Here is a 21,986-nt window from a genome sequence, read left to right on the forward strand (position 1 = left end):
CTTACTTGATTTGAGTTTTGATTTCAGTTCCGGGCACGAAAAATTTACCGGGATCATCGACCTTCTTCAGGTCAACCAAGGCTCGGCAAACGCAATGCGAGAAATTTTCCTGCAAGGTGTCAGGGTCTATAGATGCCACTTGCGACAGTTGTATGTGTTGTCCCTCGGGCGTTTTATAGCAGACACAATTATCAAGTTTGGTGATGCCGTAATCATCCGACTGACAAGCAGTGGTCAGTAAAGTGATGGTAATAAGCATGACGAAGCGTTTCATTGGCTCCCCTCCGAGGCTGTAGTGAAGAGCTCACTCCAGAGGAAGCTTAGCTGTCATTTGCCATCGCTCCATTCTCCGCTGCTTGCGAAGTGGCGGCCCCCTGATGAAGCCGCCATGCTTCGCTTGCCTGATCAGTTACCCGCTGGCATCGGCAGGTTGATACCTTCTTTTTTCAGGACGTCACGCACGTACTGGAATTTCTGGTACTGCGACAGCTCGATCGGCCCGTCATAACCCATGCTCTGCAGTTTGCGGGGAGGGTAATCGACGTAGGTTTTCATCAACTTGATGATCGCGGCCGAGATCGGGACCATTGTCCAGGTGCGTTCGGTAAAGTTGTTCATGAACAGGTCATAGCGCTCTTGAGGGTCTTGCAACAAGTCATAGACCTGCGGCACGACGGCCACATATTTTTCGCCGCCTTTCCATCCCAGGTTAGTGTCCACCGACAAACCACCGGTTTGCGCGCCATTGTCGCCGCGCAGGTTGAACACGGCCTTGTAGTTGCCGACCCGCGCCGCCCCCGGTGACAGTTCGTTCTCGGTGAAGTAGAACCACTCCTTGCGTGGAGAAGGGCCGTTGCCGGTGAGTACCGGGGTCATGTCATAGCTGTCGAAGATGATGGGCTGACCTTCGCGATCTTTCTCCGGCAACTTCACGCCAGCCACAGAAGCGAATGTTGCCATCAGGTCCAGGCCACCGAGGATCTCGTGGTTTTTGCTGTCCGGCTTGATCTTGTCTGGCCAGACGGCAATGGCCGGTACCCGGTTGCCGCCTTCACGCACCGTGCCCTTGGTGCCGCGGAACGGGGTGTAGCCGGCGTCCGGATAGACATCCTGCCAGGCCCCGTTATCAGTGGTGTAGACCACCAGGGTGTTCTTATCCAGGCCGAGCGCCCTGAGCTTGTCCATGATGCGGCCGATGTGGGTATCGAGTTCGACGACGGAATCGGCGTACTTGGACTTGGATATGGACTTGTGAACGAACTCCGGCGCCGGCATGTTGGGCTGGTGCACTTTCATGAAGTTGACGTTGATGAAAAACGGCTTGTCCGATTTGGCCGCCGTGTCGAGAAACTCCAGGGCGGCTTTTTCGACATAGTTATCAAAGAACGGAATGCCGACCACGCCGGGTTTGCCGTCTACGACCGGCGTGTCCACGTACTGGCCATTGACCTTGAATTCCTCGACCGGTTTTTCCCCCGCCTTGCCGGACAATGCGCCCTTGGTGACCCTCTGGAACATCTCGCGGGTTTCCGGATCCATGTCCGGGAACCAGGTCGGGTCTGCGTAGGTGTAGGCGTTGAGGTGGTACAGGCCGACGTACTTCATCACGTCATAACCCTGGGCATTGGGCAACGCATAGTCGGCTTCGCCCAAGTGCCATTTGCCGGTGAAGTAGGTGTCGTAGCCGCCAGTTTTCAACACCGATGCCAGTGTCCACTCGGCGGCTGGCAAGCCGCCGCCCTGGCCCTGGAAGGCCACGGTGGTCATGCCGCTACGATTGGGGATACGCCCGGTTTGCATGGCCGCCCGACCCGGAGTGCAGCTGGGCTGGGCATAAAACGAGTAGAAGGTGACCCCTTCTGCCGCCAGTTGATCGATGCTGGGCGTGGGCATGCCTCGACCGACCCCACCGCCGTAGGGGCCCAGGTCGCCATAACCGGTATCGTCGGAGACGATAAACAGGATATTGGTCTTTTCCGTCTGGGCTGCGTGGGCAAGCCCGGTCAATGACAAAAGCGCGGCAAACACTATTGAGCGTCTGAAACGATCCGATAGCTGTTCCATACCAGGATTCCTCGTTGTTTCAAAGTGTTGGCAACCGGGTGATGAGTGCATATTTACATTGTCCCCTGATGCATTGACCACCGAGTAATTAGCCTAGGTACTGCGTACAGAATCATTTCCCCATTACTGCATGACCGTGCACGGATTAAGGCGCAGGAAGGAGTCTAGTGCGGTTTTTTCAAATGAACGGGCGATTGCAGTGCTTCAGTGGCTGATGTAACGCCAGTATTACAAACTGGGTTAACACCAACCTGGAAACGGTAAACACAATCGCCACATACAACGCGACTCAACTACTCACGGCGATGGGTGTTTCATCGAGTCGCATGTACAACATCGCCGCAGAAAATATCGGCGCTGCCATCCTCGGGTGAAGTTCGCACGACAACGGCGTACTTGCCGGAAAGCAGGTCTGGCATGGCGATCGGCGCGCTCCTGTAAAACGTCCATCCGCCGGTGCCTGCATTGGGTTCAGTGTTGACCTTGTCGTTCATTGCGAACGCGACTGCCCCGGGTTGCTGGCAACTGCCTTTGTTGATGAAGGTGTAGATGCGCGGCGGCAGGATGGTGCCGTTGGGAACGCCGGTCAGGTAGAAGTCAAAGTTGGTCTGATTGCCTTCGCCGGTCAATGTAGTCGTGGCGGTGTGACCGGGGTTTCGCTGGGTCGCTGCCAAAGGAAGATTCATTGACTGGTGGTGTGAAGAGCTGGAGCAGCCCAAGAGCGTTGCGGTCATCAATAGTGCTGAAAGGGAGAGACAGGGTTTCATTGCCAACCTCCAAGAATGGAAGAAGTGCGTTGGGGGGACTATTGGGTATAGCTCAATAATGTCGCATTGCGTTCCTGGATATATAACTCAGTTCACTCGCTGCCCATCCGGGCCAGGATGCGTTCACGTTGACAAATTTCTGCTTCCACAGCTCGCACCTCCCGCATGTAAATCTCTACCGCGGGTGGCAGTGAGCGCTCTTTCAGGTAAATGAAGCCATAACGGGTACGCAGGGCAGGGTCATGGGCGGGCAACGGCACGATTGCCCCTGCGCTGATTTCCTGCTCGAAAGTCGATAGATTGCCTAACGCAAGGGCATTGCTGTTCTCGACGAATTTGACAATTTGCATGGGCACGTCTATTTCGATCGCCGGTACGAAATCACCCGTCAAGGGATCGTAGGCGCCGGCACAGCCCAACGTTGCCGGAAGCAAATGGGTCGCCAACCGCAGCGGAATGCGCGAGGCCACCCAAGGGTAGTCGAGTGTTTGCGCCAGCGTTGGTGAACGTTTTTGCGATAGCAGGGGATGGCCGGGGCGACAAAACAGACGGCCCACATGCTCACCCAGCAACTCACAGGTGAACTCTTCCCGGCCTTGCAAGGTACTGATTTCGGCGATCCCCAGGTCCACTGCACCCGTGGCGACCTGATGAGCGACTTCGCGCCAGCCGGCGACATGGGCAGTGACCTTGATCTGCGGATGTCGGGCATGCAAACGCGCGATGCTGGCGTATCCGCTGGTGACACTCGGATAGGGACCCAAGGCCACTTTCAGCGCGCCGATATCGCCACCCGCCAACAGGGTGATATCGCGGCGCAAATCCTCCTCGGCCACTAACAGGCGCTGGCTTTTTTCCCGTAGCAACTGACCAAACGCCGTCAATACGACGCCGTCTGAGCGTCGATCAAACAGCGTGACCCCCAGTTCGCTCTCCAGCAACTGGATGCTTTTGCTCAGCGCCGGCTGGGAAACCCCCAACGCTTTGGCCGCTCGACCAAAGTGTGCCTGCTCAATCAATGCCAGAAACTGACGTAAGCGACGCGGTGTCATCTCATAACCTTTATGTTATCGAAAATGGCTGAAACGGAATTTTTCGTAATGAAATGAATATGCTATTCATGGCCAGGCGGGTCAAGGTGACGCGTACCCAATAAATACAATCGAGCGCAAATTTCCCCATTGACGCTCATGGCCCTCTGGCGCAGGAACCCCCATGCACAACAAGACCCTTCATCTGGCATTGGCAATCACCCTTGGGAGCGGCATCAGCCCTCTGCTCTTTGCTGCCGTGGCAAACGACGCAAATCCTGAACCGGCAGCGACACAAAATTCGCACTTCGACAGCAAGGGTAAAGCGCCTTCGTCCTACACGATCGAAGCGCAAAATGCTGTACGCAAGACCCTTCCGTTCGCGGACAAACGTGATTTTGAAGAAGCCAGGAAAGGCTTCATCGCGGCACCGTCCTACAACAAGATCATGGCCGAAGCCGGAAATGTCGCCTGGAACATGGGCAGCTATGACTTCCTGCTCGGGGGCAAGGACTACGACAGTATCAATCCGTCCTTGCAGCGCCAGGCGGTACTCAACATGGCCTTCGGTCTGTATGAGGTCGTTCCGGAAAAGATTTACCAAGTGCGTGGGTTTGACCTGGCCAATATCACATTCATCAAGGGCGATACGGGCTGGATTGTGTTCGACACCCTGATGTCGAAGGAAACCGCCAAGGCTGCGCTGGATTTCATCAATGAAAAACTCGGCAAGCGCCCGGTCGTGGCGATAGTGATCTCTCACTCCCATGCCGACCATTTCGGTGGTGTCCGCGGTCTGGTCGATGAAGCCGATGTGCGCAGCGGCAAGATCCCGCTCATAGCACCCACCGGTTTCATGGAGCATGCCGTGGCTGAAAACGTCTACGCCGGCAACGCCATGACCCGGCGCGCCTTTTTCCAATATGGCGTGATGCTGCCGCACAGCCCCTATGGCCATGTCGACATGGCTATCGGAAAAAATGCCTCGCTAGGCAACATGGGCCTGATCGAACCCAATCGCTACATCGAGAAAGATTTCGAGTCCCTGACCATCGACGGCATTGAAATGGAGTTTCAAAGCACTCCCGGCACCGAGGCGCCGGCAGAGATGAACACCTGGTTCCCGCAGTTCAAGGCATTCTGGGCAGCTGAAAACATCGTCGGCACCATCCATAACATCTACACCCTGCGCGGTGCTCTGGTCCGTGATCCACTGGTCTGGTCGAAAAACATCAACAACGCCCTGTATCGCTACGGGCAACAGGCCGATGTCATGTTCGCCTCCCACAGTTGGCCACGCTGGGGCAATGAGCGTATTCAGGACGTCATGCGCGCGCAACGCGATGCCTATGCCAACCTGAACAATGCCGTGCTGCACGCCGCCAACCAGGGCGTCACCATCAACGAGATCCAAAACGTCTACAAGTTGCCCGAAAGCCTGAAAAACAACTGGGCGACCCATAGCTACCACGGCTCCGAAGAGCACAACAGCCGTGCCGTGATAAACCGCTACCTGGGTTACTGGGATGCCAACCCGGCGACACTGATGCCGTTGTCTCCGAAAGATTCGGCACCGCTGTACGTGGAAATGATGGGGGGCGCGGACAAAATCATGGTCAAGGGCAAATCCCTGTTCGATCAGGGCAAATACCGCGAAGCCTATGAAATTCTCAATAAGCTGGTGTACGCCGAACCCCAGAACACCCAGGCCAAGGACTTGCTCGCGGACGTCTATGAGCAGGTTGGTTATCAGAAGGAAAGTGCGGGCGTGCGCAACAGCTTCCTGGCGGCGGCGTATGAACTACGCCATGGCATGCCCAAGGGAGTGCCGCCGAAACCCACCGGGCCGGACATGATCCGCGCGATGAGCACCGAGTTGTGGCTGGAATACCTCGGCATTGCCCTGGACGGCAGCAAGGTCGCGGATCAACACCTGGTTCTGAATCTCAGGACACCCGACAACGGTGAACAGTTCGTGGTTGAGTTGAGCAATTCAACGCTGACCACCATCAAGGGGCAGCAAGCGAAAAAGGCTGACCTGACCATCACCCTTGACCGCTCGGATCTTGAAGGCGTGATGGCAAGGAAAACCAGCTTTGCTCAACTCGTCGCGGCGGGAAAAGCTACCTTCGAAGGCGACCACAAACCCTTCGAACGGTTGATGGCCGCCATTACGCCTTTTACCCCTACCTTTGAACTGCTGCCCGGCACCCAGCAGTAATTCATCAGGGCCGGATGCGGCCCTGTTGCAGGCTGAGACGACCTTGCGCACCCAATGACATATCGTGCGCAAGGTGCCAAAAGCTTTCGCAGCGGGCCTGTTGCCAGCTGCATTTCACTCGAATGCGAGATGGCAGCACCGATATTCTTCTGTGGGGATATCGCGCAAGCGGTGCAGTGAAACGAACGGTTCATCGAGGCATTTCACGCCACAGCTTTGGCGTCAGCCTTGATAACTGATTTGCGATACGTCAGCAAAACGATGCCGGTGACCACAATCACCCCACCCAGGATCTGCCCCGCGCTGAGCATTTGATCCAGCACAATCCAGCCCATCAGCAACGTCGCCAACGGCTCGATGTTCATTACCGGCGCATTGCGTGGCATGTCCAGCCGAGGCACCGAAATGAACAGCACGATAAAACCGGTGCCGTACAGCACAACCAAGGTGGCCAAGGCCAGCCATCCGGTCGAGGTTGCGGGCAGGTTTAGTCCGCCAGGTACGGCACCCGTCAGTCCCGCCAGATTGACGCTGCTGAAGACGATGAAAATGGTTAGCAGACTGCGCACCGAACCACGCACCTGAGACAACTTGTGGTCGGTGATCCACAGCGCGCAGGCGAATACGCTGGCGGCGCAGAACGCGAGCGCGACGCCCAGCAGCCATTGCGGGCCGACGCTGGTCGTGGTCGAAAGGCGCCCGGGGACATCCAGCACAAACACCAACCCCACCAGAATCAAACCCATCAACGTAGCGGTGCGTGCGGTCGGTCTCGGGCCACCCAGCGCCCAGGTGAGCAACGCCAGCAGGATGGGAAACACGTTCGCCACCAGCAGCGCCAGCGCCACCGGGACCCGTGCGACGGCAGAATACAGACACAGGCTCTGCGCGGTAATCAGAAGGCCCAACAGCAATTGCCAGCGCCATGCACCTGCCGGCAGACGCAAACTTTGTCTTTGCCACAGCACCAGGCTTGCCAGCACCAGCAAGGTCCCGCCAGAACGCATCAAAATCGCCAGCAACACACCCGCGCCATCATCAAAAGCGACCCGCGCCGCCACATGGTTGCCGGCGAATGCGCAGCCCATGCACAAAAGAATGATCAAGGCGAGATGGCGGGGGAAGGGTGGCGGTACGGTTTGCGCAAATGTAGGGCGGGGCATGGCAGATCTCGAAGGGTGATAGGACAACTCGGGTATGATGTGGGGGTTTTTTATTATGTTGTCGTACAACTTGAGCGATTTGTACCCTGTTCGGGTAGGTTGGGCAAGAGAGACTGCAAGGGCGACAAGATTCAGTGCCAGGCTTCAGGGTAGTTATCAAGGGTTTCGCTGGGTCGTTGCCAATGGAAGATTCATTGACTGTTGCTGGTTGCCATTCAGAAAAATGGGCCAGGATCATTTGTCGACGGATCAAAGAAGCGGGCGCCTTGGGCGCCCTTTTCATTTACTCCGCCGCTTGGGCACGCAAGCGTCGGCCAATCACGTCCATCAAATCGCAACCATCGCGTAATGGGATCGCCAGCAGTTTTGAGAAGTCGGACAACACCACCGTGTCGCAGCCAATTTCGGCACGAAAGGCGATGTTTTCCAGCACTTGCGTCACGGTGCGGATACGGTAATCCGCCATGGCTTGCAGGACGTCGAGGGGGGCTTGGGTGTCAATGAGCAGAGAAGCCGGAATCAGGTCAATCCCGGTAAGAGGCATGTATCGATTCATAGTGAAGTTCTCTATTTGATTGGCTTAGAGCCGTCACTCAGTCGTCGCCAAACGATCAGGTGGCAGCTGTGCGCAGGTTGGCGAACCGGCAACAGAGAAAACCGGCAGACCCGAAGGTCTCCCGCGCACAGCCGCCATAACAGCGGCTTTGCGGGTGCGATGATACCTGCAATGAAGCGGATAGCCTTCGCATTCTCTGTGATCAGGTCGCCAAACCTGAATCGCCATTTGGGCGACGGGACTGACTATAAGCCGCATGGCATCCGCAGGGTAGGTGAGGGTTTCCGAGCTTTATGTAGGACCTTTGCTGATCAAATCTCAGACCTTTCACATCTCTTCACTGGAAATCCAAACACAGACCTGAGATGGTCATCGCCCTTTGGTTTCAGCCACCGAAGCTATCCTCAATCAACACGCCCGCCGTCGAGATGGACCTCTACCCCCATGCAAACCCCAGCCCAACCGCAACGCGCCCTCTGGAAAACCTACCTGCTGTTCCTCGCGCCCATGGTCCTGTCCAATTTCCTCCAGTCGATGTCCGGCACGGTCAACAGCATCTACATCGGCCAGATGCTCGGCACCCAGGCCCTGGCGGCGGTGTCGGGCATGTTCCCCATCGTGTTCTTTTTCATCGCCCTGGTCATCGGCCTGGGTGCGGGGGCGGGTGTGTTGATTGGCCAGGCCTGGGGCGCGCGGGAGACGCATCTGGTGAAGGCCATTGCCGGCTCGACCTTGTTGTTGGGATTGCTGATCGGGCTGGTGGCGGCGGTGGTCGGGAGTGTGTTTGCGCGGTCGTCGCTGGTGGGGTTGGGGACGCCGGGGGATGTGCTGGACGATGCGGTGGCGTATGCCCATGTGATGTTGTGGTTCATGCCGACGCTGTTGGTGTTCGTGTTGTTCACGCAGTTGCTGCGCGGGGTGAGCGATACGTTGTCGCCGTTGCTGGCGCTGGTGGTGTCGACCTGTATCGGCCTGGCGTTGACGCCGGCGTTGATACGCGGGTGGCTGGGGTTGCCGCCGATGGGGATCCAGAGTGCGGCATTTGCCGGGTTGGCGGGCAACCTGGCGGCGATGGGGTGGCTGGCGTGGCGCTTGATCCGCAAGGGCCATCCGCTGGCGCCGGACCGGGAATTTTTCGCGGCGATGAAGCTCGACAGGGCGATCCTCGGCAAGGTGCTGCGCATCGGCCTGCCTACCGGCTTGCAGATGGTGGTGTTGTCGCTGTCGGAGCTGGTGATCCTGGCGCTGGTGAACCAGCACGGTTCCCAGGCGACGGCGGCGTACGGCGCGGTGACGCAGATCGTCAATTACGTGCAGTTCCCGGCGCTGTCGATCGCGATCACGGCGTCGATCCTTGGGGCGCAGGCGATCGGGGCAGGGCGCATCGAACGCATCGGGCCGATCTTGAAGACCGGGTTGATGATCAACGTGTGCCTGACCGGCGGCCTGGTGGTGTTGGGGTATTTGCTGTCGCACTGGCTGCTGGGCTCGTTCCTCACCGAGGATGCGACCCGCAGCATGGCCGAGCACTTGCTGCACATCATGCTCTGGAGCCTGTTGGTGTTCGGCTTCCAGGCGATCATCGGCGGCATCATGCGCGCCAGCGGCACGGTGATGGTGCCGGTGGCGATCTCGATCGTGTGCGTGGTGGGCGTGCAGTTGCCGGTGGCGTATCTGCTGGACGCGCGGTTCGGGCTGCAAGGGGTGTGGATGGCGTTTCCGGTGGCGTATCTGGGGATGCTGGCGTTGCAGACGCTGTATTACAAACTGGTGTGGCAGCATCAGAAGATTGAGCGGTTGGTGTAGGCTCAAGACGGTGTCTACGGGGCTCCCATCAATTGGGGGTAGCGGTGGACTGTAGGAGCCCGGCTTGCCGGCGAAGGCGTCTTTGAGTATTGCGTTGGTCGTTCGGGTGCCTTCGCTGGCAAGCCAGCTCCTACAAGGTTCATTCAGTGTCCTGTCAGGCGAGGCCCGATGAAGGCTACTCGACCGGCATTTTTCGACGAAAAATCCCCGCGCCTCACTTGTACTTGATCACGATCCCTTTGAGTTTGCGCCCCTCGATGGTCTGCACGTCGCGCGCCCATAGCGGCCCGTTGACATAGGCACCGACCGCCTGGATATGGTCATACACCACCACCACGGCATCGCCGCCGAGCTTGGCGGTTTCTTCCCGCAATTTTTCTTCAACCTCGGTAATCGGCGGGGCGGGGTCGACACTGGCGTCGATCAGTATTTCGCCCAGTCGAACGTGCGGGCGAAGGGGCTCGGTGCGCAGCACCACGACTTCGCTGGGCAGCGTCGGTGCGGGATGTTCCACGCCGACGTAGGCGGTGGTCTGGGCATCGACTGTCGCGCAACCGCTGAGTGCCAGCAGCGCGGCGGTGAGCCCGCCCGCCAGCAAGGACAGTTTGAAACGGGTGGACCATGACGCGTCATGGGCTTGCATGGTGGGTTTTCTCCGAAGGGCCGCTGCTACAGGGGTTAGAAGTTGACGGTAGCAGACGGCCCGGGAGTTGCCAGACAGCCGGTCTTAACAGTGTCACTGATCCTTTTCGCAATTGACCATCCACGACACACCAAAGCGGTCGACCAGCATGCCAAAGCGTGCGGCCCAGAACGTGGCTTCCAGTGGCATGTCGACTTTGCCGCCTTCTGCCAGTGCGTTGAACACCCGCTCGGCTTCGGCAATGCTGTCGACGTTCAGGGAAATCGAGCAACCGCTCATGCCCTGGGTCGGACGGTCGGGGGTGGTGTCCGAGGCCATGAGCATCTGGTCACCGACCTTCAGGCAGGTGTGGATGATCAGGTGGTGATGTTCCTTGGGGACGTGCTCGGCGGCGGGTGTTTCGCCGAACGTCATCATCGCCTCGAGCTGGGCTTGCAGGCATTGCTGGTAAAACGTGAAGGCGGCGCGGCAATCGCCATTGAAGATAAGGTAGGGACTGATTTTCATGGTGCTGCTCCCGGTCATTGAAGATACACATCGGATTGGACGCCGGGTACCAGCGCGAATTCCGATGAGATTGACTGGGCAAGCAAAGCGCTAAATCGCGGTGGGAGCCTGGGTTTTTTTAGATGGATTCTCGATAGGCCGGGCCAGGCTTATAGCCTCGCTTGGGCGCTTCGGCGCCAGCAAGCGCTCGATGGCGCCACCGACCATGTTCTCCAGCAGTTCATTGTGCTCGCCTTCTTCCAGCGCATGGGACGCCAGCCAGCTGGGCGCGCTGTTGAGCAAGGCGGCGATGGCATGACCGGCCGCCAGCAGGCCCGATTCGCTGAACCGCGAACGGGCGCCGAGTATCACCATCAATTGGCGTTGGTACTGCTCGCTCAAATGTCGAACCCGTGCCTGTTGCTCGTCGTTCAGGCAGCCGCTGTCGCGTTCCACCAGGCGAAAATGCCAGGGCATGTCGCGATGCAGGTTCAGGTGCGCGCGGATCAGGCTGTTGAGGCGGTCGCGTTTACCCGGCGCCTTTTGCTTGATACGCCCCAGCGTGGCCAGCAGCTCTTCGTAGAACTCTTCGATCAAGTCCAGCAGCAGGTGCTGTTTGCTTGGGTAATGGTGATACAACGAGCCCGGGGAAAGCCCCAGGCACGTCGCGAGCTCGCGCATGCCGACCTGACCGAAACCCTTGCTGGCGAACAGCTCCAGCACCTTGTCCCGGTATTCGGCGAAACGCGAACAACGCTCAGGCATAGGCATGGAAGCCGCGCCCCGTCTTGCGTCCCAGGTAACCGGCGGCGACCATTTCCTTGAGCAATGGCGCCGGGCGGTATTTGCTGTCGTTGAAGCCGTCGTGGAAGGCCTCCATGATCGCCAGCAGCGTATCCAGGCCGATCAGGTCCGCGAGGGCCAGGGGGCCGATAGGCTGGTTGCAGCCCAGGCGCATGCCGGCGTCGATGTCTTCGGCACTGGCCAGGCCCTCCTGGAACACCAGGATTGCTTCGTTGATCATCGGCACCAGGATCCGGTTGACCACGAACCCCGGGCGGTTGCCGGCGGTGATCGCGGTCTTGCCCAGGCGGGTCGCCATGTCCAGCGCCAGGGCATGGGTGGCATCGCTGGTTTGCAGGCCGCGAATGACTTCGATCAGGCCCATCACCGGCACCGGGTTGAAGAAGTGCAGGCCGATGAAGCGTTCAGGCTGGCTGACACTGGCCGCGAGCTGGGTGATCGACAGCGACGACGTGTTGGAGGCGATCACGCACTCGGCGCCGACCTGTGCGGCAACCTGTTGCAGCAACCGCAGTTTCAGTTCGAGGTTCTCGGTGGCGGCTTCGATCACCAGTTGCGCGTCGCGCAGGTTGCTGTAATCGGTGCTGGTGCGGATTTTGTCGAGGGCGGCGTTTTTCTGCTCGGCGCTCAGGGTTTCCTTGGCGACCTGGCGGTCAAGGTTCTTGCCGACGGTGGCGAGGGCTTTTTGCAAGGCACCCTCGCTGATGTCCACCAGGGTCACGTTGAAACCGGCCAGGGCGCAGACCTGCGCGATGCCGTTGCCCATGGTGCCGGCGCCGATCACGCCAATGTTTTGCAGATTCATGTTGCCGTCCTTTCGATAAACCCTGCGATACCTTGGCCGCCTGTATGGCCGAAAGCGTACTATTGCCGCGAGTCTAGAGCCGGCAGGGTGGTTGTCCTATGCCGAAACTGTTCAACGGCACTGATGTTTTTTGCCATTTCGGGTGATGGGGAGCGAAGCGTTCGCATGCGGGAAAAGGACTCGGTGGCCGCCTACTTCGTGCAGGCAATGATCCAGGGGCTGGGGGACGATCCGCAGCGTGTTCGGGCTGTGCTCGAACAGGCCGGCATCGACCCGGCGGTGATTGCGCAACCCACGTCGCGGGTACCGGCCAGCGCGTTCGCAGCGCTGTGGCTGATCCAGATCCGCGAGCTCGACGACGAATTCTTCGGCCTCGATTCCCACGGCATGCCGCCGGGCAGCTTCGCCCTGATTTGTCGGGCACTGATCCAGGAGCCCGATCTGCACAAGGCCATGCGCCAGTGCCTGGTCAACTTCGGACTGTTCCTGCGCGATTTTCGCGGCACCCTGACCGTGCGCGGCAAACGAGCTGTCATCAGCCTGCAAAGCCAGGGGGCCAACGAAGACGTCAGCCGTTTCGGCGAAGAGACCTTCCTGGTGTTGATGATCAGCCTTATGTGCTGGCTGGGTGGACGACGCATCCCGATCGACCGCGCGGACTTTCGCCACGGGCGCCTGTCGCTCAGCGATGACCGTTTGCTCTGGGGGCCGAACCTGACCTTCGGCGCCGAGCGCACCGAAATCGAGTTCGCCAGTCACTACCTGCGCCTGCCGGTGGTCCAGGACCTGGCGTCGCTCAAAGTGTTCCTGCGCACCGCGCCACAATGGCTGGTGATCCGCTTTCGCAACCAGCACGGCCTGGCGTCACAGGTGCACCAGCGCTTGCGCAACAGCCATTACAGCGAGTGGCCGACCCTGCAGGCCTTTGCCCTCGAACAACACCTGAGCCCCAGTACCTTCCGCCGCAAACTCGAGCGCGAGGGCTGCTCCTATCAGGAGATCAAGGACGAAGTACGCCGTGGGGTGGCGTTCGAACAGTTGCGTGAGAGCCAGGCGAGTATCGGCGACATCGCCGAACAACTGGGTTTCCAGGAGCCGAGCGCATTTCACCGGGCGTTCAAGAAGTGGACGGGGGAGAGTCCGGGGCGGTATCGGGCGCGGTTTCAGGGGGAGCGGTTCGATACCTTGGCGGAGCCTTTGGAGTGAGCCCGGTATTTGCCCGCGTCACCTCATTGCTCGACCAATCCCAGCGTGCCTTGCTGCTGGTCTGGGGCACCTCGCGCGCATTGTTTCTGGGTCTGGTGGTGGCGACCCTCATTGCCGGTGTGCTTCCGGCATTGGCGGCGTGGCTGGGCCAGCGCATTGTCGATGCCGTGGTCTTTGCCATGCAATTGCATGCGCAGCAGGGCAGTGCGCCTTTGTGGCCGGTGGTGCGTTATGTGCTGCTGGAGGCGGGGGTACTGGCCTTGCTGTCGGGTGCCCAGCGTGCGCTGTCGGTGCAGCAGTCGCTGTTGCGGGTGCAGCTGGGGCAGAAGGTCAACACGATGATTCTGGAAAAGGCCCAGACGTTATCGCTGGTGCAGTTCGAGAATTCGGAGTTCTACGACAAGCTGGTGCGGGTTCGGCGCGAAGCCTCGACCCGGCCGTTGGCGTTGGTGATGAAGTCGCTGGGGCTGATCCAGAACCTGATCGTGCTGATCAGCTTCGGGGTGTTGCTGGTGCATTTTTCGCCTTGGGCGCTGGTGTTGCTGGTGGTCGGCGCGTTGCCGGTGTTTTTTGCCGAGGCGCATTTTTCCGGCGATGCCTTTCGCCTTTTTACCCGCCGTGCGCCGGAGAGCCGACAGCAGACCTACATCGAGACGTTGCTGTCCCATGAGGGCTACATCAAGGAGGTCAAGCTGTTCGGTTTCGCGCCGCTGCTGTTGCAGCGTTACCGCGACACCTTTGCCAGGCTCTATGCCGAGGACCGGCGGCTGACCCTGCGTCGCGATGGCTGGGGATTTGTCCTCGGCCTGCTGGGCACCGCGGCGTTCTACCTGGCCTACGCCTGGGTGGTGGTCGATGCCGTGCACGGCAACATCAGCCTCGGCCAGATGACCATGTACCTGGTGCTGTTCAAGCAGGGGCAGGCGGCAGTGAGCAGCAGCCTGAGCGCCATCAGCGGCCTGTACGAGGATGGCCTCTACCTGTCGAGCCTCTACGAATACCTGGCCGAGCCCGTGGTCGCCGCCACGGGCCATCTCACGGTGGGCGCGGTGCCTGGCGATGGCTTGCGGTTCGAGAACGTCGGCTTCCGTTACCCGGGTGCAAGCCGCGACGCGCTGGCGGGCATCGACCTGCACCTGGTACCGGGGCACAGTGTGGCGCTGGTGGGCGAGAACGGTTCGGGCAAGACCACGCTGATCAAACTCTTGACCCGGCTGTACCGTCCCGATCAAGGACGCATCCTGCTGGACGGCAGCGACTTGCAGGCCTGGGAGGAAAATGCGCTACGCCGGCGCATCGGGGTGATCTTCCAGGACTACATTCGCTACCAGTTTTCCGTCGGCGAGAACATCGGTGTGGGCGACACCCTGGCGTTCCAGGACGAGCAGCGCTGGCAGCAAGCCGCCGCCGAAGGCATGGCCGCGCCGTTCATCGAGCGGCTCGATCGCGGTTACGCCACGCAACTGGGGCGCTGGTTTGCCGGTGGGCTGGAGCTGTCGGGCGGGCAGTGGCAGAAAATCGCGCTGTCGCGCGCCTACATGCGCCGCGATGCCGATATCCTGATCCTCGACGAGCCGACCTCGGCACTCGACCCGGCGGCGGAAGCGGCGGTGTTCGAGCATTTCAGCCAGCACACCCAGGGCCGCATGACCCTGCTGATCTCCCACCGTTTTTCCAGCGTGCGCAACGCCGATCACATCATCGTGCTGGATCAGGGCTCGATTCTGGAACGTGGCGATCACGACACGCTGGTCACGGCGGGTGGGCGTTATGCGCAGCTGTTCGACCTGCAGGCACGGGGCTATCGATAACCCTCAGGAATCCTGGGCGCTTCGCGAGACCATCGGCCCGGCCATCTGCGGTTTGGCCTTCATCAAGCCTTCCAGCGCCTGACGATACTGGCTGCCGCCCAGGCTCATGCTGTTGTTGTGGGTGCCGCCGGGGATCAGCAACAGACGCTTGGGTTCGTTGGCGGCATTGAACAGTTGCTCACTGAACCTCGAAGGCATGAACCGGTCGGCCAGGCCATGGACCACCAGCAACGGCATGTGAATGTCGACGATCTTGTCGATGGAGTCGAACTTCTGCGACAGCAACCAGCGCACCGGCAGCCAGTTCACCGGCAGGTTGTTGTCGGCCACTTCCGCCACGGCATCGCCCAGGGAAGTGAAGGTAGACTCGATCACCAGGCCGCGCACCGGAACGGCGCCATGCTGCTTTTTCGCTTGCGCGGCCAAGTCTGCGGCCAGGTCGATGGCCACCGCGCCACCCAGGGAGTGGCCGTAGATCAGGCGCTTGCCGGGGTCCGGTTGCATCGTGCTGAAACGATCCCAGGCAGCGCGGGCATCTTCGTAAACGCTGGCCTCCGACGGCAAGTCACCCTTGCTCTGGCCAAAGCCGCGGTAGTCGATCGCCAGCACTGAATAGCCCATGGCGCGCAACTGCTCGATGCGAAAGGCCTGGCCGGTCAGGTTCCAGCGTACGCCATGCAGGTAGAGGATCGACGGCGCGTCACGGCGCGCGGCCGGCCACCACCAGGCATGCAGGTTTTGCCCGGCCTTGAAACTGGCAGGCTTGATGTCGAATTCCTGCACATCCTGCGGCAGGCCGCGATACCAGCCGGCCGTGCCCGGCTCGATGCGGAACAGCAACTCGCGCTCTTTGTACTTGAGTGCGCCGCAACCCACGGGCAAGCCGACGACCAGCGCGGCCATGCACAGCAGCGGCAGCCAGCGCAGGCGTAGACGGGTGAGCAGGGCAGAGGGCATTGGGTGGTTCACCGGTAGGGACATGAAGACCGCGTTTTAACAGATGCGCGCGCGGGGTGGGGAAAAATGCGACTTGTGGGAACCCTGCTCGCGATGGAGGAGTGTCAGTCGACGTTGATGTCGTCTGACACTCCGCCATCGCGAGCAGGGCTCACTCCTACAGGGGGGATGCGGCGCTATCAGTCGACGCGCAGCACGATCTTGCCGATGTGATCGCCAGCTTCCATTCGCGCATGGGCCTGGGAGGCCTCGGTGAGCGCATACACCTTGTCGATCATCGGCAGGCAACGCCCGGCCGCCAGCACCGGCCATACGTATTCGCGCAATTGTTCGGCAATCGAGGCTTTTTCTTCCCGGGTACGCGGGCGCAGCAGCGAGCCGGTGACCGTCGCGCGCTTGCTCATGATCGCCAGCAGGTCGACATCCTTGCCGACGGCACCGCCGAGGAAACCCAGCATCACCAGTCGACCTTCCATTCCCAGTGCCGCGATATTCTGGTTCAGGTACGAAGCGCCCATGATGTCGAGGATGACATTGACGCCCTTGCCGGCGGTTTTTTCCTGGATGACCTGGACGAAGTCCTGATCGCGATAGTTGATCGCTTCGGCGCCCAATTGGCGGATCGCCACACATTTCTCCTCACTGCCCGCCGTGGCAAATGCCTTGACACCGAACTCGCGGCATAACATCAAGGCGGTGGTGCCGATGCCACTGGTGCCACCGTGAATCAGCGCGCGCTGGCCTTTGCTGGCGCCGCCCATGTCGAACAGATTGGCCCACACCGTGAAGAAGGTTTCCGGGACCGCCGCCGCTTGCACCCAGTCCATGCCTTCGGGGATCGGCAGCGCCTGGCTGGCCGGGACCGCGCAATACTGCGCATAACCGCCGCCATTGGTCAGCGCACAGACCTTGTCGCCGACGATAAACTCGCTGACATCTGCGCCAACGGCGACCACTTCGCCGGCCACTTCCAAACCTGGGTTTGGGTTCATGCCGGGTTTCATCGGGTACTTGCCGGCTCGTTGAAGAACGTCGGGGCGATTGACCCCGGCAGCATGCACGCGGATCAGCACTTCACCGACGCCTGCAGTGGGCAAGGGCACCTGGCGTGGTTGCAGGACTTCAGGGCCACCGGGTTGGGTGATTTCGATCAGGGTCATGTCTTTGGGCAAATTCATTTCATATACCTGTGGGCAAAGTGTCCGTTAAATGAGACCGCGCTTTCGCGCGGAGAATCAAAAGATCGCAGCCTTTGGCAGCTCCTACATGGGAATGCAGGCCCCTTGCAGGAGCTGCCGCAGGCTGCGATCTTTTGATCTTCATGGGCAACTGACCTGAACAAGAGAGTCAGGCCGACTCGATAAACGCACCGCCAACTCCAGCAACAACGCCAAAACAATCGCCCCGGCAGCAATCACGAACATCAGCCCATGATGGCCGCCGCTGGCATTGAACAAGGCGGAATAAGCAAACCCGGAAATGGCCTGGAAGGTGGCAAACGATACGGTGGCGCGACTCCACACCACCTGTTGCTGATGATGCCCGGGGACCAATTCGTGAACCCGCGCCAGTGCCAGCGGCACGATGCCCGGTGGGAACGAGCCGAGGATCACTGCCAGCAGCGCCAATGCCGCGAAAGAGCTGGAGATCGACAGCAGCGCCACGGCAATCGCCTGCACCACCAGCACCAGACGAATACTCGGCTTCGCCCCCAGTTGATCCGCGAGAAAGCCATAGCTTACCGGCCCGACAATCGCGCCGAGTCCGTACATCACCCAGATCAGCGCGCCGACCTGTGGCCCGGCACCGAGGCCGCGAGCCACGTAATCCACCAGGAACACCATGGCTGGCACCAGCCCCGCCGCCATAAGTGCGTATTGGGCAAACAGCAAGTAGACACCCGGGTGGGTGCGGGTCGACGCGGCATCGGCCGTCGCTGTCATCGTTGCCTGGGGCGCAGCCGACGGCCAGCCAAACCAGCTGATAGCGGTCAATATCAGTGCCAGCAAGCCGAGTCCCAACCAGGTTTGCTGCAGGCCCAAGCTCAGCAGCGGCGGGACGATCGTCCCCGACCCGGCAATGCCCAGCCCGATGCCGAGAAAGATCGCGCCACTGGCCAGCCCTTTGCGCGAGGCCGGCACATGCGGCAACACCGTCGACGCCACCAGCACCATGATCGCGCCACCGGCGACGCCCGAGAGCAAACGCCAGCCGAAAAACCAGCTCACCGACAAGGGAAAGGCACAGGCGAAGAACGATAGGGTGACCGCCAGCATCATCAGCCGCAGCGCAGTTTTGTTGGATGTGTGACGCGCCAACGGGTGGCCGATCAGTGCACCGATCAGGTAGCCCACCAGGTTGGCGGCACCGAGGTACACCACGTCGCTGGCGGAAAACCAATGGGCCTGGATCAGCGAGGGAATCAACGGCGTATAGGCAAAACGCGCCAGGCCAATGCTGACCAGGCTGGCGCACAGGCCGGCAAAAATCGGCAGCCAGAATGCGTTGCGTGGGGTGTTCAGGGGGCTGAGCATGGGTGCTCTCCTGCAAGTTTTTCACTGGTGATCAGCTTAACCAGGTTTAGTGATGCACCAGCGCAGCGATTTCGCGTTATCGTGATGCGCAAATGCATCAGATGGAGAGCTCCATGAACTGGGATGACGCACGGGTATTTCTCGCGGTCTGCCGCGAATCAACGCTGCGCGGCGCCGCGCGAGTATTGGGTGTCGACCAGGCTACGGTGGGCCGGCGCATCACGTCGCTGGAAAAGTCATTGGGAGCGACGCTGTTCCTGCGTACCTCCGAAGGTTATGCGTTGACCGCGGTCGGCGAAGCGGCGATGCGCGCCATCGAGAAAATGGAGCATTCGGCACTGGAACTGGAGCGCCGTATCCAAGGCCTCGACGACCGGCTGACGGGCACCGTGCGGGTCACTACCACCGACTCCATGGCCATCGACTTCCTGATCCCGGCCGTCGCTCGACTGCATCAACGTCACCCCGACGTGCGGGTGCAACTGGACGCCTCGACACAAATCCTCAGCCTGGCCAAACGCGAAGCCGACATCGCCGTACGTAATACCCGGCCGGACAATCCGGACCTCATCGCGCGGCGAATCGCCCGTTGGCCGGTGGGCCTGTTCGCCTCGCAAACCTATGTCAATGCCCACGGTGTACCCGAGCCGGGATCGGCGTTCGAGGGGCATGATCTGGTGGTGTATCAGCCGTATCTGCAGAGCGGCAAGGACATGACGCTGGTCAGTGAACCTGTGGGGCGCGGGCGAATTGTCGCAAGCCTGAGTTCCAGCCTGCTGGTGCGGCGATCCATTGCCGAGGGGATCGGGATCGGGGAAATTCCGGTGTACGTGGGGGAGAGGGATGGACTGGTCCGGCTGTGGCCGGAGCGTACTCGGCCGTTGCCCTATGACGTGTGGCTGGTGACCCACGCGGACCTTCGGCATACGGCGAGGGTCCGTGTGGTGATTGAGGAAATTGTCGAAGCCTTTTGTGGGAGCGAGCCTGCTCGCGATGGACGTCAACGATAACGCGTGCTCCCTGGAAACCGCGTTGTCCTTCCGTTCTTCGCGAGCGGGCTCGCTCCCGCAGGGTTATGGCATTTCTGGCAACTCATTCGCACGCAAATCGAACACCAGCACCTCGGCATCCACCCCATTGCTCAAGCTCAGCAACTGTTCCTCGCGAACCCGCACGCCGTCGCCTTCCTGCAGTGCCACGCCGTTCAGTTCAACGCGACCACGAGCCACATGGACATAGGCATAACGATTGGCAGCCAGTTCCACAGTGGCACTTTCCTTGCCATCGATCAGGCCGGCATACACCCGCGCATCCTGGCGCACCGTCAGTGAACCCTGGGCGCCGTCGGGGGAGATGATCAATTGCAGGCGACCGCGTTTCTTCTGGGTGCTGAAATGCTCCTGCTGATAGCGTGGCTTGGCACCGCTAACGTCCGGCACTATCCAGATTTGCAGGAAGTGCACGGGCCGCGAATCCGAGTGGTTGTACTCGCTATGCGCCACGCCGCTGCCGGCGCTCATCAACTGCACATCGCCGGGACGGATCACCGAGCCGGTGCCCAGGGTGTCCTTGTGTTCCAGCGCGCCTTCGAGCACATAGGAGAAAATCTCCATGTCGCGGTGCGGGTGCTGGCCGAAGCCTTTGCCGGCAGCCACGCGGTCATCGTTGATCACCAGCAGATCGGAAAAACCCTGTTCTTTCGGGTTGCGATAGCTGGCGAAGGAAAAGGTATGGAACGACTTCAGCCAGCCGTGATTGGCCAGGCCACGATCCGATGCTTTGCGAAGGGTCAGCATGATGAAATCTCCTTTTGGGACGTTGATTCGTCCGAGTGAGGAGAAGGTTAATGTTAATCCATTGGTGCAATAAGTAGATGAAAACTGAAATACTGTCTCTTTCAGGTTGACAGCTGTGTACCTACGGACGCAGTACCCCTGTGGGAGCGGGCTTGCTCGCGAATGCGGTGTTACATTCAACAAATTTGGTGACTGACACACCGCCTTCGCGAGCAAGCCCGCTCCCACAGGTTCGGTGTTCGGCACAAAGACCTTCCTTGATTTCAGTGATTGAACCCATGAAAACCGTGGCAATGGTGCTGTTCCCCGACTTTCTCCTGCTCGACATGGCCGGGCCGATGGAGGTGTTTTCCATCGCCAATCGTTATCTCAAGCCCGACGAGCACTATGTGCTGACGACCCTTGGCACCGAGTCCGGCGCACTGCGGGCGTCCAATGGGGTGAGGGTGCAGGCGGACATGCCGGTCGAGCAGGCCTGTGACGGCTTTGATCTGCTGCTGGTGCCCGGCGGCCCCGGTGCCTACAACGAAAAACATCCGCCCTTGCTCGAGTGGCTCAAGCGCAATGTCAGCCGATCGCAGACCTTTGGCTCGATCTGCACCGGGGCGTTCGTGCTGGGGCACGCCGGTTTGCTCGACGGCTATCGCGTGACCACCCACTGGCACTACACCGAACGGATGATCAAGGCATTCCCCAAGGCGACGGTCGAAACCGACCAGATCTACGTCCAGGACCGCAACCTCATCACCTCCGGCGGCGTCACTGCCGGCATTGACCTGGCGCTGGCCGTGGTCGCCGCCGACCATGGCAAGAAAGTCGCCCAGGACGTGGCCAAGGTGTTGTTGGTGGTCATGAAACGCCAGGGCGGCCAGGCGCAGTTCAGCCCGCTAATGGCGGCAGTGGCCCCAAATGAAACGCCGATCACCCGGGTGCAGAACCATGTGCTCGAACACCTGGACCAAGCCTTCAGCATCGAACGCATGGCCAGCCTGGCCAACATGAGCCCGCGCCATTTCGCCAGGGTTTTTGCCCGGGAAGTGAACATGACCCCCATGGAGTTCCTGCAAAGCGCCCGCATCGACCGCGCCAGGAACCTGCTGGAAACCGCTGACCTGCCGCTCAAGACCGTGGCGTTCAAAAGTGGCTTCGGCAGCGTACGGCACATGCGTTTCCTGTTCAGTGAAAAGCTCGGCCTGACCCCGATCCAGTACCGTGAGCAGTTCAGCTAGTGTCCTCTGACCGTTACAATTTTCGAACACTAATAGACGGATTTCCTGATCCGTAATATCTACTGATCTTCTCCTTTTTCGATGGGTCTTATCCTGAGGGGCAGGCG

At 60.1% G+C, this 21,986-nt stretch carries 20 protein-coding genes; 6 read left to right on the forward strand and 14 right to left on the reverse strand.

From position 1 onward, the window contains the following. Position 1: 1 nt before the first annotated feature. From SOP95_RS21320 to SOP95_RS21335, 4 genes are all read right to left on the reverse strand, one after another. Positions 2–274, reverse strand: a complete 273-nt coding sequence (locus tag SOP95_RS21320) for a hypothetical protein (RefSeq protein WP_274076630.1) — start codon at positions 272–274, stop codon at positions 2–4. 131 nt (positions 275–405) lie between these two features. Then, the gene (locus tag SOP95_RS21325) at positions 406–2,064 is read right to left on the reverse strand and encodes an arylsulfatase (protein WP_323608219.1); all 1,659 of its coding nucleotides are present in this window, start codon (positions 2,062–2,064) and stop codon (positions 406–408) included. Between the two features lie 314 nt (positions 2,065–2,378). Then, a complete protein-coding gene (locus SOP95_RS21330; protein ID WP_323608220.1) occupies positions 2,379–2,831 on the reverse strand; it encodes a hypothetical protein in 453 nt (150 codons plus the stop codon). 92 nt (positions 2,832–2,923) lie between these two features. Next, positions 2,924–3,883, reverse strand: coding sequence for a LysR family transcriptional regulator (locus SOP95_RS21335; protein WP_274076633.1), 960 nt, complete (start codon positions 3,881–3,883; stop codon positions 2,924–2,926). Positions 3,884–4,046: 163 nt separating this feature from the next. Between SOP95_RS21335 and SOP95_RS21340 the strand changes: the two genes are divergently transcribed. Beyond that, positions 4,047–6,083 (forward strand): alkyl/aryl-sulfatase, encoded by a 2,037-nt coding sequence (locus tag SOP95_RS21340; RefSeq protein ID WP_323608221.1) that lies wholly within the window; start codon positions 4,047–4,049, stop codon positions 6,081–6,083. A 203-nt stretch (positions 6,084–6,286) separates the two neighbouring features. On the opposite strand, the gene SOP95_RS21345 is transcribed toward SOP95_RS21340, so the two are convergent. Together SOP95_RS21345 and SOP95_RS21350 are read right to left on the reverse strand one after the other, a co-directional pair. After that, on the reverse strand, positions 6,287–7,246 hold the full coding sequence (locus SOP95_RS21345; protein ID WP_323608222.1) for an EamA family transporter: 960 nt from the start codon (positions 7,244–7,246) through the stop codon (positions 6,287–6,289). Between the two features lie 283 nt (positions 7,247–7,529). Continuing rightward, a complete protein-coding gene (locus SOP95_RS21350) occupies positions 7,530–7,802 on the reverse strand; it encodes a hypothetical protein (RefSeq protein WP_129442062.1) in 273 nt (90 codons plus the stop codon). A 444-nt stretch (positions 7,803–8,246) separates the two neighbouring features. On the opposite strand from SOP95_RS21350, the gene SOP95_RS21355 reads away from it, so the two are divergent. After that, the gene (locus SOP95_RS21355; RefSeq protein ID WP_323608223.1) at positions 8,247–9,608 is read left to right on the forward strand and encodes an MATE family efflux transporter; all 1,362 of its coding nucleotides are present in this window, start codon (positions 8,247–8,249) and stop codon (positions 9,606–9,608) included. A gap of 214 nt (positions 9,609–9,822) precedes the next feature. On the opposite strand, the gene SOP95_RS21360 is transcribed toward SOP95_RS21355, so the two are convergent. From SOP95_RS21360 to SOP95_RS21375, 4 genes are all read right to left on the reverse strand, one after another. Beyond that, the gene (locus tag SOP95_RS21360; protein WP_274076638.1) at positions 9,823–10,251 is read right to left on the reverse strand and encodes a hypothetical protein; all 429 of its coding nucleotides are present in this window, start codon (positions 10,249–10,251) and stop codon (positions 9,823–9,825) included. 93 nt (positions 10,252–10,344) lie between these two features. Beyond that, on the reverse strand, positions 10,345–10,758 hold the full coding sequence (locus SOP95_RS21365; RefSeq protein ID WP_274076639.1) for a VOC family protein: 414 nt from the start codon (positions 10,756–10,758) through the stop codon (positions 10,345–10,347). A 90-nt stretch (positions 10,759–10,848) separates the two neighbouring features. Beyond that, complete coding sequence (locus SOP95_RS21370; RefSeq protein ID WP_274076640.1) at positions 10,849–11,508, reverse strand: TetR/AcrR family transcriptional regulator; 660 nt, start codon at positions 11,506–11,508, stop codon at positions 10,849–10,851. Beyond that, positions 11,495–12,346, reverse strand: a complete 852-nt coding sequence (locus tag SOP95_RS21375; protein WP_323608224.1) for a 3-hydroxybutyryl-CoA dehydrogenase — start codon at positions 12,344–12,346, stop codon at positions 11,495–11,497. The genes SOP95_RS21370 and SOP95_RS21375 overlap by 14 nt, the downstream gene beginning before the upstream one ends. 165 nt (positions 12,347–12,511) lie before the next feature. Between SOP95_RS21375 and SOP95_RS21380 the strand changes: the two genes are divergently transcribed. Both SOP95_RS21380 and SOP95_RS21385 read left to right on the forward strand, forming a co-directional pair. Beyond that, complete coding sequence (locus SOP95_RS21380; RefSeq protein WP_323608225.1) at positions 12,512–13,552, forward strand: AraC family transcriptional regulator; 1,041 nt, start codon at positions 12,512–12,514, stop codon at positions 13,550–13,552. After that, on the forward strand, positions 13,549–15,363 hold the full coding sequence (locus SOP95_RS21385) for an ABC transporter ATP-binding protein (protein WP_323608226.1): 1,815 nt from the start codon (positions 13,549–13,551) through the stop codon (positions 15,361–15,363). Before SOP95_RS21380 ends, SOP95_RS21385 begins: the two co-directional genes overlap by 4 nt. A 3-nt stretch (positions 15,364–15,366) precedes the next feature. On the opposite strand, the gene SOP95_RS21390 is transcribed toward SOP95_RS21385, so the two are convergent. From SOP95_RS21390 to SOP95_RS21400, 3 genes are all read right to left on the reverse strand, one after another. Beyond that, positions 15,367–16,320 (reverse strand): alpha/beta hydrolase, encoded by a 954-nt coding sequence (locus SOP95_RS21390; RefSeq protein ID WP_323608227.1) that lies wholly within the window; start codon positions 16,318–16,320, stop codon positions 15,367–15,369. 179 nt (positions 16,321–16,499) lie between these two features. Continuing rightward, positions 16,500–17,498 (reverse strand): NAD(P)H-quinone oxidoreductase, encoded by a 999-nt coding sequence (locus SOP95_RS21395; protein ID WP_274076645.1) that lies wholly within the window; start codon positions 17,496–17,498, stop codon positions 16,500–16,502. A 141-nt stretch (positions 17,499–17,639) separates the two neighbouring features. Further along, positions 17,640–18,854: a YbfB/YjiJ family MFS transporter gene (locus SOP95_RS21400; protein WP_323608228.1), complete on the reverse strand. Its 1,215-nt coding sequence runs from the start codon at positions 18,852–18,854 to the stop codon at positions 17,640–17,642. A 113-nt stretch (positions 18,855–18,967) separates the two neighbouring features. Here SOP95_RS21400 and SOP95_RS21405 point away from each other — a divergent pair, with 113 nt between their 5' ends. Further along, positions 18,968–19,864 carry a LysR family transcriptional regulator gene (locus SOP95_RS21405; protein WP_323608229.1) on the forward strand — a complete coding sequence of 299 codons (897 nt, stop codon included), beginning with the start codon at positions 18,968–18,970 and terminating at the stop codon, positions 19,862–19,864. Positions 19,865–19,927: 63 nt separating this feature from the next. Here the strand turns inward: SOP95_RS21405 and SOP95_RS21410 are convergent, their stop codons facing one another. Next, positions 19,928–20,650: a pirin family protein gene (locus SOP95_RS21410; RefSeq protein WP_274076648.1), complete on the reverse strand. Its 723-nt coding sequence runs from the start codon at positions 20,648–20,650 to the stop codon at positions 19,928–19,930. Between the two features lie 278 nt (positions 20,651–20,928). Here SOP95_RS21410 and SOP95_RS21415 point away from each other — a divergent pair, with 278 nt between their 5' ends. Continuing rightward, a complete protein-coding gene (locus tag SOP95_RS21415; protein ID WP_323608230.1) occupies positions 20,929–21,879 on the forward strand; it encodes a GlxA family transcriptional regulator in 951 nt (316 codons plus the stop codon). Positions 21,880–21,986: the final 107 nt, after the last annotated feature.

The sequence above is a fragment of the Pseudomonas sp. YuFO8 genome (assembly GCF_035065025.1).
GTDB lineage: Bacteria > Pseudomonadota > Gammaproteobacteria > Pseudomonadales > Pseudomonadaceae > Aquipseudomonas > Aquipseudomonas putida_AE.

What these genes read in the sequence shown, in the direction of transcription:
- SOP95_RS21320 (WP_274076630.1), bottom strand. Translation starts at nt 274, where the DNA reads ATGAAACGCTTCGTCATGCTTATTACCATCACTTTACTGACCACTGCT.
- SOP95_RS21325 (WP_323608219.1), bottom strand. Translation starts at nt 2,064, where the DNA reads ATGGAACAGCTATCGGATCGTTTCAGACGCTCAATAGTGTTTGCCGCG.
- SOP95_RS21330 (WP_323608220.1), bottom strand. Translation starts at nt 2,831, where the DNA reads ATGAAACCCTGTCTCTCCCTTTCAGCACTATTGATGACCGCAACGCTC.
- SOP95_RS21335 (WP_274076633.1), bottom strand. Translation starts at nt 3,883, where the DNA reads ATGACACCGCGTCGCTTACGTCAGTTTCTGGCATTGATTGAGCAGGCA.
- SOP95_RS21340 (WP_323608221.1), top strand. Translation starts at nt 4,047, where the DNA reads ATGCACAACAAGACCCTTCATCTGGCATTGGCAATCACCCTTGGGAGC.
- SOP95_RS21345 (WP_323608222.1), bottom strand. Translation starts at nt 7,246, where the DNA reads ATGCCCCGCCCTACATTTGCGCAAACCGTACCGCCACCCTTCCCCCGC.
- SOP95_RS21350 (WP_129442062.1), bottom strand. Translation starts at nt 7,802, where the DNA reads ATGAATCGATACATGCCTCTTACCGGGATTGACCTGATTCCGGCTTCT.
- SOP95_RS21355 (WP_323608223.1), top strand. Translation starts at nt 8,247, where the DNA reads ATGCAAACCCCAGCCCAACCGCAACGCGCCCTCTGGAAAACCTACCTG.
- SOP95_RS21360 (WP_274076638.1), bottom strand. Translation starts at nt 10,251, where the DNA reads ATGCAAGCCCATGACGCGTCATGGTCCACCCGTTTCAAACTGTCCTTG.
- SOP95_RS21365 (WP_274076639.1), bottom strand. Translation starts at nt 10,758, where the DNA reads ATGAAAATCAGTCCCTACCTTATCTTCAATGGCGATTGCCGCGCCGCC.
- SOP95_RS21370 (WP_274076640.1), bottom strand. Translation starts at nt 11,508, where the DNA reads ATGCCTATGCCTGAGCGTTGTTCGCGTTTCGCCGAATACCGGGACAAG.
- SOP95_RS21375 (WP_323608224.1), bottom strand. Translation starts at nt 12,346, where the DNA reads ATGAATCTGCAAAACATTGGCGTGATCGGCGCCGGCACCATGGGCAAC.
- SOP95_RS21380 (WP_323608225.1), top strand. Translation starts at nt 12,512, where the DNA reads ATGCGGGAAAAGGACTCGGTGGCCGCCTACTTCGTGCAGGCAATGATC.
- SOP95_RS21390 (WP_323608227.1), bottom strand. Translation starts at nt 16,320, where the DNA reads ATGCCCTCTGCCCTGCTCACCCGTCTACGCCTGCGCTGGCTGCCGCTG.
- SOP95_RS21395 (WP_274076645.1), bottom strand. Translation starts at nt 17,498, where the DNA reads ATGAATTTGCCCAAAGACATGACCCTGATCGAAATCACCCAACCCGGT.
- SOP95_RS21400 (WP_323608228.1), bottom strand. Translation starts at nt 18,854, where the DNA reads ATGCTCAGCCCCCTGAACACCCCACGCAACGCATTCTGGCTGCCGATT.
- SOP95_RS21405 (WP_323608229.1), top strand. Translation starts at nt 18,968, where the DNA reads ATGAACTGGGATGACGCACGGGTATTTCTCGCGGTCTGCCGCGAATCA.
- SOP95_RS21410 (WP_274076648.1), bottom strand. Translation starts at nt 20,650, where the DNA reads ATGCTGACCCTTCGCAAAGCATCGGATCGTGGCCTGGCCAATCACGGC.
- SOP95_RS21415 (WP_323608230.1), top strand. Translation starts at nt 20,929, where the DNA reads ATGAAAACCGTGGCAATGGTGCTGTTCCCCGACTTTCTCCTGCTCGAC.